The organism is Chitinophaga sp. H8 (assembly GCF_040567655.1).
In the GTDB taxonomy this organism is placed as follows: domain Bacteria; phylum Bacteroidota; class Bacteroidia; order Chitinophagales; family Chitinophagaceae; genus Chitinophaga; species Chitinophaga defluvii.
Genome location: NZ_JBEXAC010000001.1, coordinates 2919371 through 2932536, shown reverse-complemented (window position 1 = coordinate 2932536; position 13166 = coordinate 2919371). Strand labels below are relative to the sequence as shown.

Annotated in this window: 10 protein-coding genes; 4 read left to right on the top strand and 6 right to left on the bottom strand. The window is 45.8% G+C overall.

What is annotated here, in order from left to right; translation table 11 throughout:
• The 3 genes from ABR189_RS11115 to ABR189_RS11105 all read right to left on the bottom strand — a co-directional run bounded on the left by ABR189_RS11115 (nucleotide 1) and on the right by ABR189_RS11105 (nucleotide 3844).
• A complete protein-coding gene (locus tag ABR189_RS11115) occupies nucleotides 1-1296 on the bottom strand; it encodes a bifunctional folylpolyglutamate synthase/dihydrofolate synthase (RefSeq protein ID WP_354660559.1) in 1296 nt (431 codons plus the stop codon).
• 7 nt (nucleotides 1297-1303) lie between these two features.
• A complete protein-coding gene (locus ABR189_RS11110; protein WP_354660558.1) occupies nucleotides 1304-2728 on the bottom strand; it encodes a DUF5723 family protein in 1425 nt (474 codons plus the stop codon).
• A 237-nt stretch (nucleotides 2729-2965) separates the two neighbouring features.
• Nucleotides 2966-3844 (bottom strand): hypothetical protein, encoded by an 879-nt coding sequence (locus ABR189_RS11105; RefSeq protein WP_354660557.1) that lies wholly within the window; start codon nucleotides 3842-3844, stop codon nucleotides 2966-2968.
• 142 nt (nucleotides 3845-3986) lie between these two features.
• Between ABR189_RS11105 and ABR189_RS11100 the strand changes: the two genes are divergently transcribed.
• Nucleotides 3987-5249, top strand: coding sequence for an MFS transporter (locus ABR189_RS11100; RefSeq protein ID WP_354660556.1), 1263 nt, complete (start codon nucleotides 3987-3989; stop codon nucleotides 5247-5249).
• A gap of 164 nt (nucleotides 5250-5413) precedes the next feature.
• Here ABR189_RS11100 and ABR189_RS11095 read toward each other — a convergent pair whose 3' ends face one another.
• From ABR189_RS11095 to ABR189_RS11085, 3 genes are all read right to left on the bottom strand, one after another.
• Nucleotides 5414-6718: a radical SAM family protein gene (locus ABR189_RS11095; protein WP_354660555.1), complete on the bottom strand. Its 1305-nt coding sequence runs from the start codon at nucleotides 6716-6718 to the stop codon at nucleotides 5414-5416.
• A gap of 77 nt (nucleotides 6719-6795) precedes the next feature.
• Nucleotides 6796-7386, bottom strand: coding sequence for a hypothetical protein (locus tag ABR189_RS11090; RefSeq protein WP_354660554.1), 591 nt, complete (start codon nucleotides 7384-7386; stop codon nucleotides 6796-6798).
• 149 nt (nucleotides 7387-7535) lie between these two features.
• Nucleotides 7536-8579, bottom strand: coding sequence for an agmatinase family protein (locus ABR189_RS11085; protein WP_354660553.1), 1044 nt, complete (start codon nucleotides 8577-8579; stop codon nucleotides 7536-7538).
• A gap of 305 nt (nucleotides 8580-8884) precedes the next feature.
• Between ABR189_RS11085 and ABR189_RS11080 the strand changes: the two genes are divergently transcribed.
• From ABR189_RS11080 to ABR189_RS11070, 3 genes are all read left to right on the top strand, one after another.
• A complete protein-coding gene (locus tag ABR189_RS11080) occupies nucleotides 8885-9283 on the top strand; it encodes a cytochrome c maturation protein CcmE domain-containing protein (RefSeq protein WP_354660552.1) in 399 nt (132 codons plus the stop codon).
• A gap of 141 nt (nucleotides 9284-9424) precedes the next feature.
• Nucleotides 9425-11878 carry a cytochrome c biogenesis protein CcsA gene (gene ccsA, locus ABR189_RS11075; RefSeq protein WP_354660551.1) on the top strand — a complete coding sequence of 818 codons (2454 nt, stop codon included), beginning with the start codon at nucleotides 9425-9427 and terminating at the stop codon, nucleotides 11876-11878.
• Between the two features lie 133 nt (nucleotides 11879-12011).
• Nucleotides 12012-13016 (top strand): alpha/beta hydrolase, encoded by a 1005-nt coding sequence (locus ABR189_RS11070; RefSeq protein WP_354660550.1) that lies wholly within the window; start codon nucleotides 12012-12014, stop codon nucleotides 13014-13016.
• Nucleotides 13017-13166: the final 150 nt, after the last annotated feature.

Genomic DNA, 13166 nt, shown 5'->3' with positions numbered 1-13166 from the left:
TCAGATGGCTTCGGCCACAATAAAACAACTGCCGCATACAAGCACCATATCGTCTTTATGAGCATGTTGTCTGGCCATTTGAAAGGCTTCCTGCACGGATGCATATGGATGGCCTTTTAATCCTTTTTGCAGGGCCATATTGGCCAGCTCTACCTCATCCAGTGCACGGGGAATCTGTGCTTTACAGAAATAATAGGTAGCAGCAGGAGGGAATAATGCGAGCGCTTTTTCTACTTCCTTATCTTTTACAAAACCCAGTACAATGTGTAGTTGCTGGTAGTTCACATGCATCAGTTGCTGCATGATTTCTGTGATACCCGCTTCATTATGTCCCACATCCAGTACAGTAAGCGGGTGGGTGTTGATCACATCCCAACGGCCGCGCAGGCCGGTCAGTTTTTTAACATGCATTAATGCCGTATTTACGGCATCCTCCGGCAAATGCCATCCTTGTTGCTGCATGATGCTGACCGCTGATAATACCGCCATTACATTTTTTTCCTGGTATTGACCATTGAGGTCCAGGGTGAGGTGTTTTACCTGGTTGTGCCGGGTATTTAACAGCGATAATTCCAGGTTGCTTACATTCAGTTTACTCTGTTCTACCAGCCATTCCTGGTCGGCAAAGGAAATGGGTGCCTCTTTGGCTGCCGCTGTGGCATTAAATACGGGTTGTGATTCCGTTTGGGTTTCGCTGATCACCACAGGAATTCCTTTCTTAATAATACCGGCTTTTTCCGCGGCTATTTCAGCCAGCGTATTGCCCAGTATATTCATATGGTCATAACTGATATTGGTGATAACAGACAGCGCCGGTGTAATAATGTTGGTGCTGTCTAACCTGCCGCCCAGACCTACTTCTATGACGGCAATATCCACTTTTTCCTGCTCAAAATACTGGAAGGCCATTGCCACGGTAAGCTCAAAAAAGGAAGGTTGGATAATCTCAATCTGTGGTTTGAGTGATTCCACGAAATTAACCACTTGCGCTTCCGGAATCATTTGCCCGTTTATTTTGATACGTTCTCTGAAATCAACCAGGTGAGGGGAGGTATATAATCCTGTTTTATAGCCCGCCTGCTGAAAGATAGCTGCCAGCATATGGCTGGTAGATCCTTTGCCATTGGTACCGGCGATATGTATGGATTTGAATTTTTCCTGGGGATTGTTCAGTAGTGCACAGAGTGCTATTGTATTATGCAGGTCTTTTTTTAATGCTGTAGCGCCTACCCTGGTAAACATGGGTAGCTGTTCGTACAGATATGTCAGCGTTTGTTGGTATGGAGTATTACTCATAAATAATTTACAGGTTTGTAGGGCAGCCCAGCTGGCCTTTCCTGCCGCCTCCGCTACCGCGTTCCTTCCGGTTAAAATGGATAGGAATTACCCGCAAAGCTACAAAAGCATCTGCATGATCAATGCGCTGCCGGAAAAGGTTGGAAAAAATACTATTGGACCCGATGAGTAACGGGCCAATGCGTATTCCGACACCGGCATCTGCCTGCCCGTTTTTATTGATCACCAAAGGCAGGTAAGCGCCAAAATGTTTGCTGTCAAAACGGGGAGTTACCTGCAGCTGGGTCATCATATAGGTTTTGCTGTAATCGCTTTTGCCACTGGTAATCGCGACTACCGCATTCGCATTCACAAAAAAACGGCCATCAATGTTATAGTCGGCCATCACGTGCAAGGCAGTGGGTAAGGTCATATAAAATTTGTCCTTGCGCTCCAGCGGGGTAAACAATTGATTGAGCCGCCGGCCATATTGCTGAAGACTTTCTTTCTTCTTTACTTTAAGTTCATTCGGGTTAATGTTCTCGCTGGTCAGGTCCAGGTCGGCACTTACATTTGATTTATCGTACATGATGCCACCGATGTCTGTAACGCTTACCCCGATACGTACTTTATATTCATCCGCATCCGGGTTGTAGCTGTCGTTATTGCCATAACTACCAAAACCATCTGCATCCGGCCGCCATTCATAGATCATGCCTATGTCAAGGCCTACACCAGGGTTTTCAAACAGTTTGTAATTACGCATATAGGGTTCTTCCCAATGATCTGCATCCATATTATAGGCATAGTGCATTGTACCGCTACCGATGGTACCACTGGTTCTTGAATTGAGTGTAAAGTTGGCATCTTTTACTACTCCATAGCCGGCCGCTATACCACTCAGGTATTTCAGGGTAGCGCCGGCTTTCCATCTATGGATCATGTCATCCTTGATCACGCGGGCATAGGTGAAGCCAAATTCGTTCCACATGTGCACCGATGCTGCACCGTAGTCTATTGAATAATGATTGCCATCAAATCTGGGATTAGGAAAGTCCAATCCAAAGAAATTAGCTGTTTTAGGATTGATATTACCCCCATTGGCAGCACTGCGGATACGCCAGGTAAAGGCTACGGATTGTTTTTCATCAATGGCATATAATGCAGATGGCATCAGCACTTCCGCAGTGCCCCAGCCATTTTGCTTGCGGGTAGCCGCAGTATCCAGAAAATAATTATCATTGCGTCGGAAGCTATCCGGAAAATTAAACAGTACATCTTTGGGGAAGCTGGCGTAAGTATTCCCTCCTTTTACATCTGCTCCAATAATATTCACATCCCATTTGTACCGGCTGCCGGCAGCACTGGCCGGATTGGAGAGTACGCCGTAGATACCGGCATAATGACTGTTGTGGTAACCAGCAAAAGATTGGGCCTGTGCTGTGGCTAACAAGCAACATAAAACAATAACGGACAAAAAGACACGGACAATACTCAATATCATATTGGAACCTGGATATGGTTGGAGTTATAACGCAAAAAACGCAAGCTTATTGGCAGTGTCATAGTTGGCAGCGTTAAAAGTGAATAATAAAAGTGGCAAAGGCAATTACAAAAATGACAGGCAAACCGGCTACAGGGTATTGTTTTCCGGGGTACCTGCCATTTATAAAAGCGGATATAAATTATTTTACTGCACTTTGAAATAGAACCGGATGGTACCGAATTGTACTTCAGGAGCATTGGGACTTGCATTATACTTAATTTCCCTTGCTGCTTTCTTCGCAATTTCTACAAGACGGGAGTTATTTAAAGTAGATCCTTTCAGGCTGTGAGCAGCTTCGATGACATTACCCTGCTGATCTACTTTAATATTGACTGCAATGTAACCGGATTCTGTTCCCTCATAAGTAGCCTGTGGGCGGCTGATCAGGTTTCTGCCATTGAGGCGGAAATCGGATTTACCACCTCCCAGTCCGCCGCCAGTATATCCACTCGCGTTAGGATCGCCATTGATTTGCCCCCGGTCGCCAGGGCGGCCGGTATTACCTTCGCCGGTGGAGTTATTGGATCCATTGGCATTATTGCCGCTATTGGCGTTATTGCCTGTTCCTCCGGTGTATACTGCCTTTGGTTTGGGAGCTGGCGGTGCCGGAGTAGGAGGCGTTGGTGTAGGCTTCTTTGTAGTTTTTACGGGTTTAGGTTCCAGGTTTTTAGGAATTTCCTTTGGTTTTACCACCGGTTTTTCCGGCTTGGTAATTTCAGGGGCATCTTCTTCATCCTGGGTAGCAATTTCTTCCGCGGTGGCATTGTCTTTAGATGCTACCGGTTCATTCTGTGCTGCTGCCGGGGTGGGCGCTGCCGCACTGGGAGGGTTAGGATTGAGTGGTTGTTCATCACCCATCCCATCATCAGAAGTACCGAGGTTTACTTCCATCCCCAGATCCTGATCCGGCAGGGGTGGAGGAGCTGAAAAGCCTGCAAATACAAGTGCCAGCAACACCAGCGCATGTACGCCGATGGTGATAGCAAAAGCTTTTATATTTTTCTGGTCGTTCTTTTCCTGCATAATAACATCATTAAAGGTATCCCCGCCACGAATATTTCAAAGTTAATATTTTATCTGTTAAATCCATGTTGTAAGTGATAAACTCCGGTTGTCATTTGCCCGTTGGCGGATGTTGGCGAACCCGCTAATTTCGTGGTGCATTATGAATTTTATACAACAAACCATACATCTTTACCGCAAAGCTTATACCGGATTATCTCCTTCTATCTGGTGGCTGTCTGTTGTACTGCTGATTAATCGTAGTGGCACGATGGTGATTCCTTTTATGACCATGTATCTCACCCTGGATCTGCACTTCAGCATAGCAGAAGCCGGATTGGCGATGGCATTTTTTGGAATGGGCTCAGTTTTAGGAGCTTATATAGGCGGACGCCTTGCCGACAAGATAGGATTTTCGCAGGTACAGTTCTGGAGTCTGTTCTTCACCGGGGTCTTGTTTATGACACTGGGGCAGATGCAGACATTGCCGCAGATATGCGCGTGTATATTTGTATTGAGTTCAGTAGGAGAGGCTTTCCGGCCAGCGAATGCTGCAGCAGTAGCTTATTACAGCGCACCGGCCAACAGGACCCGGTCGTACTCCCTGAACCGTCTGGCTGCTAACCTGGGCTGGTCGGTAGGTCCGGCAGTGGGCGGAATCCTGGCCAGTTACAGTTATCACCTGCTATTCTGGGTAGATGGCTTTACCTGTATTGTTGCGGCAATATTCCTGCGGCTCAGACTGCCGCAGGTACGGCAGGAGGCCATTGTCAAAGCGGCTACCCATCCAGCAACCGGCAAAAGTGCCTATAAGGATAAGCTATACCTCTGGTTTGTAGTATTGGTGATGTTAAACTCGCTGTGTTTCTTCCAGATGACTACGATTGTGCCTGTTTATCTTAAAAAAGTGGTGCATATCAGCGAATGGGGGATTGGCCTGATCCTGGCATTAAACGGCATCATTATAGCGTTGGTAGAGATGGTGCTGGTATATCGGCTGGAAGGTAAGCGGTCGAACCTGTATTACATTTCCCGTGGTGTGCTGGTGATCAGCATGGCCTATTGGATGTTATCCTTGTTGCCTCCCGTAACAGCGGTGGCGGTATTTTATATATTGTTTATCACGGTAGGGGAAATGCTGGGCATGCCTTTTATGAACAGTTTCTGGATCAGCAGGAGCACGGATCACAACAGGGGGCAGTATGCGGCACTTTATACCATGGCCTATGCTGTAGCCAATGTAGTGTCTCCTTCCTTAGGAGCCTATGTGGTAGGTCATTTAGGGTTTCCTGCCTGGTGGGGGATCACCGGTAGTATTTGTTTGCTGGCCGTGTTGGGATTTGTTCTCTTGCAGCGTAAGATAAAAGCTGCTGAACCGGAAGATGTGCCGCTGCCCATACCTGAAAAAATGGTAGTAGCCTCCTGAGGTGGAGCAGAATGACCAATCATGTACAGCGTGGATTAATAACAGTACTTTATAGAAGAATGGCTTTGAGCAACCGGGTAATTACCTCGTTTGTACTCAAAGCCATCTTGTTTTTATAGCTGCCGGTTTTTAAGTTAGGCAGTATTGTAAAAAGCTATTGCTGATCAGTAATGGGCAAAATCATGGGAGTAGTCACCTTTGATCCTCTCCATGGGAGGGTTGAAATAACCGAACTTCACATCAGGAAATTCTTCCTGGATGAGTTCCTGTAATTGTTTCATACCCAGGCAATCGCCGGTATCTGTAATACCGAGTTTTCCCATGTACCAGTCGGGGTCGATATTGAAATTACGCCACTGGATCATATTCAGTCCGGTATCTTTGATCAGTTTGCGCAGGGCCTCATATTCATCCGCACTGTCTGTCATTCCAGGGAATACAAAGTAATTGATAGATGTCCATCCTCCAAATTCCCGGACTACTTTCAGGCTTTCCACGATATCTTCAAAAGTGTAGTTATTAGGCCGGTAATAAGGCGTATAATATTTTTCCTGTGCAGAGTTTAAGCTTACCCGTATGCTGTTAAGCCCTGCTTCGCAAAGTGCGCGCACCGCATCCGGTTTGCTGCCGTTTGTGTTAATATTAATACTTCCCTTAGGGGTATGTTTGCGGATTTCAATAATTGATTCGCGAATGGTTTCCCACATCAGCAGGGGTTCGCCCTCACAGCCTTGTCCGAAGCTGACGATAGGGTAGGGTGCTGATTCCAGGTGAGGCACGGTATACTCTACAATTTCTTCTGCCGTAGGTTTAAACCGGAGGCGGTCCTGTGTGGATACAATGCTTTCCTCTTCGGGTTGAAAGGAAATACAGCCAACACAGTTAGCATTGCAGGCAGGAGAGGAAGGAATCGGGCATTCCCACCGGCCCATAAAGTAATTACGTGCTGCAGGGCAATGGTAGGTAAGTGCGCAATTGTCGGCCAAGTGCTGTACCAGGCGATTATGCGGATAGGCGGCCAGCAGCTGGCTGACTCCTTGTTTTACTTTTTTATCATCAAAGCCGGCACATTCCTGGCGGATATCCTGTTCGATACGGGTGGCAGGCACATAGAATTTGCCGTCCAGCCATCCTACAGCTGTATAGCAAAACAGGGGCAGGGTAGGTGCATCTGGCATGGTTTCATACGCTGCGAGGTAAAAGCCGGTATGAGCAGGCGGAATAAATGCCGCAACGGCCCATCCTTTCTCGCATAACTCCATTTCGCCGGTAGCAGCATTGATACCAATACCGCGGCGGCCAGGGAGTTCATATAAAGAGCCACCTTCCGGCAGTTCTATCCATTCTTCCGGTGGTACCGGCCATGCATCCCATCCACTACGTCCGGTAACGAAGGTGGTGGTATCTTCAAAGATGTTACCTGCTCCGTCGGAGTATAAAATATAAGGTGATTGTGTTAATCCTGCCATAAGTGTTTTAATAGCCTATGGTCACTGTTGAGTGGTCCATAGTTGCAATTGTTTTTTGTGCTGACCGTTGTCTGCGGTTATTGTATCCTGCTTTTACTGAATTCATTGATCGCTGCTGTCTTTGTTGCATCCAGCTCGTCCAGTATTTCCAGCTGCATAATCCTGTTGTTTTTAAAGTCAATTGTCAGCAGGTCGTTGCGCAAAATTACATTATTCAGCTGGTTCCAGCCAATCAGGCGCTTAGAGGCGGCACCCGGCAGCGTAATACCTGTATTATCCAGCGTAATATGTACGGGTTGGAAAATCCTGACCTCCGACCAGCCGATATAGCCTAAACCCAGGCCTACCAGGAATAACAGCAAACCAATCACCGGCATCATATGCGATAAAAAGTACAAACACCCCGTCAGGCATACAAACGCTTGTATTAACCGGGCAATGGTATTGACTGCGGTAAACTTCTTTATACGGCGCATGAAAAATGGAAATGCAATACTGGCTGCGCCGAACAGCAGGAAAAATACGGCCATGAGCCAGTTGGGCTGGGCACTGCGATAAATACCTATTCCGTTGAATAAAAACAAAATACCTACCAACCCATGCATAACGGGTTGTAACCGCAAGCGGGCAGGTGTATTTGGATGCAGAATACGAAGCGAGTAGTTCATAAGCTATTAGCTTTTAGCAGTTAGCTATTAGCTGTTTATGCTATGTTGTTTGTCGTTATGTTCTAACTGTTAGCCTTTAGCTGCCAGTGTTATGTTATATAGTGCTGTGCTGCTATGTTGTTTGTACTGCCTGTTTTATTCTTTTAGCTTTACGCCTTTTGTCCTACCAGCAGGTTGCACATTCTGAACAGAATGCGGGCCCCAACATTGGCATCCCATTCGTCGTGAGAGGTACTCACTTCATTCAGATCAAATCCAATCAGCTTACGGCCGCTGGCAATGACCTTTTTGAAGAGGTAGAGCACCTGCTCGGTTTCAAAACCACCGGAAACAGGTGTACCGGTATGCGGGCATAGTTTCGGATCCAGTCCATCAATATCAAAGCTGATATATACCTGCTGCGGTAATTTATCTATGATGCTGTCGCAGATGGATTTCCAGGTTTCGCCTTCAAACTGGCGTTCTTTAATCTCCTTATCAAAAAAGGTAGATACCCGTCCATTGCTGTTATTAATATAATCTACTTCTTCCTCACAATAATCCCGGATCCCTACCTGTACCAGTTTCTGTAACTGTGGTACTTCTTTCAGGGCATTGAACATGATGGAAGCGTGAGAGTATTGGAATCCTTCGTAGCTGTCGCGCAGGTCGCAATGGGCATCTATTTGTAAGATACCGAAATCGCCTTTGCTTTCTCCGATGGCCTTGAAAAAGCCCAGGGGAGTGCTGTGATCTCCACCTACGAGAGCTACCAGTTTGCCTTTGGCCAGCAGGGCTTTGGTTTGATTATAAACCCAGTCGTTCATAGCCCTGGTACCATTATTTACATCTACCAGCGTTTTCTTTAAGAATTCATTTTCTGAGATATCTCCCCCTTCGGTCAGGAACTTGATATACAATTCGGCTTCTTTACGGAGGTAATCGCTGCGGAGCAGGAGGTGTTTGTCCGGTTCACGCATGAAAAAACCTTGTTTCCAGCCATCTTTGGTGTCTGCATCGTAAAGGTCTACCTGGAGGGAGGCCCTGAATATTTGTTCAGGCCCGCGGGCAGTGCCATTATTATAAGAAACAGTTACTTCCCAGGGTACTGGTAAGAGTACCAGCTTTGCCTCTTCTTCAGAAAAAGGCAACCCAAAAACATTGTTGGATAACAAGCCCACCGAGTTGGGGTCAAATTGAGATAAATCAGCCATGATATTGTTATGCATTTCGTAATTGGCCGCAAAGATAGTGATCTGTTCATTTATAGCCCGTGCCGGGAAGAAAAAGAATTACCATTTATATAAATATTGTCTTTAAACGGTCATTTTGCGTTAATTTCGCGTTTGCAACAAAGGCTTTTAGAAGGGGAAAAAGGGCGATATTCAGCGGGGAAGCACGTTGCTGTTGAAGTCCAACGGAAACAAGTATCATGTTCATATATTATCAGGGGTATATATTGCCTGACAGGGAATAATAAACCAGGGGTGTAGGAGCATGAGAACACAAATATTTAGCAATGAAGAAAACGAATATTATTCTCCTGGTAGTGATTGCAGTGTCTATCGGTGTGATAGTGACACTGGTAGGGGATTTTAGTACCTATGAAACTTTTGCCACCGCCAGGGAAAAAGAAGGCAAGGAGTATCATGTGATCGGCGTGCTGGATACTGCCCAGGTAATGACCTATGATCCATTAAAAGATGCCAATTTTTTCAGCTTCTTTATGAAAGATAAAACCGGAGAAACCCATAAGGTGGTTTTTTACGGTACCAAACCAACAGATTTTGAGAAAGCAGAGCAGATTGTACTGACCGGCAGAATGCAGGGTGGCGAATTTCACTGCAACAAAATTCTGATGAAGTGCCCTTCGAAGTACAAAGAGGACCAGGTGGCCCTGAGTACAAAACAATTATAATATATACATTGATGACCGGTAACAGGTTTTTTCAGGAGGCCAATAACAGGCGTTGTGCTCCCCTGATGTGCTACCTGCTACCTGGGAACATTAAAGAATCCATTATCCCCCGTTATTCATTCATCATTCAGAACTAGTATCTTGGAAACACAATTTGTAGGGGAACACTTACTGCCCGGTCAACTAGGACATTTCTTCGCCATACTTGCATTTGTTGCATCGTTGGTGGCTACTATCGCTTATTTCCGCACGGTACAGATCAAAGAGGTAACATTACAGACCTCCTGGAAACGACTGGCCCGCTGGTCATTTATTATTCAGGTAGCATCCGTATTTGCAGTTTTCGGACTGTTGTATTTTGTATTGTACAATCATTATTTTGAATATAAATATGTATGGCGTAATTCCTCCCGTGATTTGCCGGTATCATACCTGCTGGCCAGTTTCTGGGCCGATCAGGAGGGAAGTTTTCTGTTGTGGAGTGTATGGCATAGTGTATTAGGCGTGGTATTGATCTGCACTGCCAAAAAATGGGAAGCACCGGTTATGACTGTGCTGTCATTTGCCCAGTTCTGTCTGGCCAGTATGCTCATTGGCATCTACATCTTTAACTATCGGGTGGGTAGTAATCCCTTTCTGTTACTGCGTCTGGCAGAAGAGAACCAGGCTGCGCCCATCTTCTCCCAGCCTAATTACCTGAGCTTTATAAAGGATGGTAACGGGCTGAATATATTACTGCAAAACTACTGGATGGTGATCCATCCACCGGTACTGTTCCTGGGTTTTGCGTCTACCATTATTCCATTTGCGTACGCATTTGCAGCACTGTGGACCAGGGATTATACTTCCTGGATAAAACCGGCATTACCCTGGACCTTGTTTGCTACCATGATATTGGGTACCGGTATTATGATGGGAGCTGCCTGGGCATATGAATCACTTACTTTTGGCGGATACTGGGCATGGGATCCGGTAGAAAATGCTTCTCTGGTACCATGGCTGACGCTGGTAGCCGGCCTGCATACTTTGCTGGCTTATAAGCATACCGGTCATGCATTGAAATCTACGTTCTTCTTTTTCACGATTTCCTTTATCCTCATTTTATACTCTACTTTCCTGACCCGTAGTGGCGTATTAGGCGAAACCTCTGTACACTCCTTTACCGATCTGGGTATGAGCGGACAGCTGCTGGTGTATATGGGGGTGTTTGTTATTCCTGCCTTTACCCTGTTTTTCCTGCGCAGGAAGGAGATCCCTACCAAAAACAAAGAGGAAAGTACTTATTCCCGTGAGTTCTGGATGTTTGTGGGTGCCCTGGTGTTGTTGATAGCAGCTATCCAGATTACTTTCACTACTTCCATACCGGTGTGGAACAAGCTGTTTAAGCTGAATATGGCCCCTCCGCTGGAGCCGGAATTCCATTATAATAAAATCCAGATCTGGATTGCTATTGTAATAGGTGTCCTGACCGCGGTGATCCAATACCTGAAATATAAGGATACGGAGAAACGCTTTTTCACTAAGCGGATCATGCTGCCATTGGTTGCCTCACTGGTGATTACGGTGCTGATAGGCTGGTTTGGAACAATTACTTATGATAAGTATGGTGCCGGGTTCCTGGTGGCCATCTATATCATGTTGTTTGCCAGTGTATTTGCAGTGGTGGCTAATCTGAGTTACCTGCTGCTGATACTGAAAGGTAAAATGAAAGTTGCAGGTGCTTCTGTAGCGCATATCGGCTTTGGTCTGGTATTGCTGGGAATCCTGATCTCTTCTTCCAAAAGTGAAGTGATTTCACTGGACCGTATGCGTATGCTGGATGGCGGTTTCTTTGGTAAAGAAAGCAAACAGAACCCGCGTGAAAACCTGATGCTGCCCAGAGGACTACAGGTGCAGATGGGGGAATACTATGTAACTTATGTGGGTGACTCTACCGCCCCTGGTGATGCTAAAACCTATTATGTAGTTAACTACGAGAGAAAGGATAAGAAAACAGGGGAGATAACAGAAAAATTCACCCTTTATCCGGATGCTTTTGTAAATAATAAAATGGGGGGGCTTACCCCTAATCCATCTTCCCGCCACTACCTTACCCGGGATATTTTTACCCACGTAACAGCGGTACCTATCAAGGATGATGGCAGCAGTGATACTGCACAATACAGTTCACATGTCATCCAGCAGGGGGATTCTATTTATTTCTCTAATGGATTTATGGTACTGAAAGGACTGGATACCAAGCCACAGAATAAAAACTATGTGCCTAAAGCCGGAGATCTGGCCGTAGGAGCACAGGTAGAGGTATTCAGCAAAAATAATGACCAGTATAACCTGCAACCGGTATATTATATCCGTGACAGCAGTTATCAGAATAATGTGGAGGATACCGTAGCACCGCTGGCACTATATGTTCGTTTCAGCAAAATACTGCCCAACGAAAATAAAGTAGAGCTGCAGGTGAAAGAGTCTGGTACCTTTAAAGATTACATTGTGTTGAAGGCCATTGTATTCCCGTACATTAATGTGTTATGGGGAGGTATTGTGATCATGATTATAGGATTTATCATGAGTATTTTCCAAAGGCTGAAGAGATAGTTTTATTAGCTGTTGGCAAACAGTACTTAGTGAACAAAGCGGAAAAGGTAACATTATTATTTATCTTTATCCTTTAGGAAGTGTTTATGCCCGTTGCTAAGCGCTGATTGCTAACAGCTAAAGTTTTTAAAATATGAAGCGTAGGTGGTTACGTATTTCTCTTTTTGTTCTGCTGGCATTGGTAATAGTTTACCTGTTAGGCCCCAAACCTGAAGATCCGGTTTATAACACCGGATTACCAGCTATACCTGAATCTCCCGCTGCCCTGGAGCAGTATATCCAAAACAAGGAAAGTAAACACAAGCTGAAGCCTGATAACCAGGCCCGTATCATCTGGTATGATTCTTTGCAAAAGAAGACCCCTTATAGTGTGGTATACCTGCATGGATTTTCTGCTAGTCAGAAGGAGGGAGATCCGGTGCACCTGGATTTTGCCCGCCAGTTTGGTTGTAACCTCTTTTTGTCGCGTCTGGACGGGCATGGTATTGATACGTCTGATCCTTTATTGCATATGACCGCCACCGGTTTATGGGAAGATGCAAAAGAAGCCCTGAGTATCGGAAAGGCATTGGGAGAAAAGGTAATTGTAATGGGAACCTCCACAGGAGGTACGCTGGCGCTGAAACTGGCTGCCGCTTTTCCCAATGATGTATTCGCCGTCATCAATATGTCGCCCAATATAGCGATCAATGATAATCTGGCTTTCCTGGCCAATAACCACTGGGGGCTGCAATTGGCCCGCCTGGCGCAAAATGGCAAATTCAAGGAATCCAAAGCCGCCAACCCGGCGGAAGACCAGTACTGGCACAATAAGTACAGACTGGAAGCAGTAGTGCAGCTGGAACATCTGCTGGAAAGTACCATGACACCTGCCACCTTTGCACAGATCCATCAGCCGGTGCTGAACCTCTATTATTATAAAGATGAAGCGCATCAGGATCCTACTGTCAAGGTTTCAGCTATCCTGGATATGGAAAAGGAACTGGGCACACCAGACAACCTCAAAGAGGCTGTTGCTATTCCAAATGCCGGTTCGCATGTAATGGGATGTTCAATTACCTCACATGACCTGCCTGCGGTGGAAAAGGCCATTACCTCATTTGCCATGAGTAAGCTGGGGCTGAAGCCGGTGCAGTAAAGAGCTGTTAGCTTTTAGCCTTTAGCTGTTAGCTTCATGCAGCGAATGGATTAAGGCGGGAGTATCCATACCTTTAGAACGCTTTTACTATGCCTTTACTATAGCTTAACCATGCTTTAACTATGCTTTAAGGTGGGAGTATCCATTAAG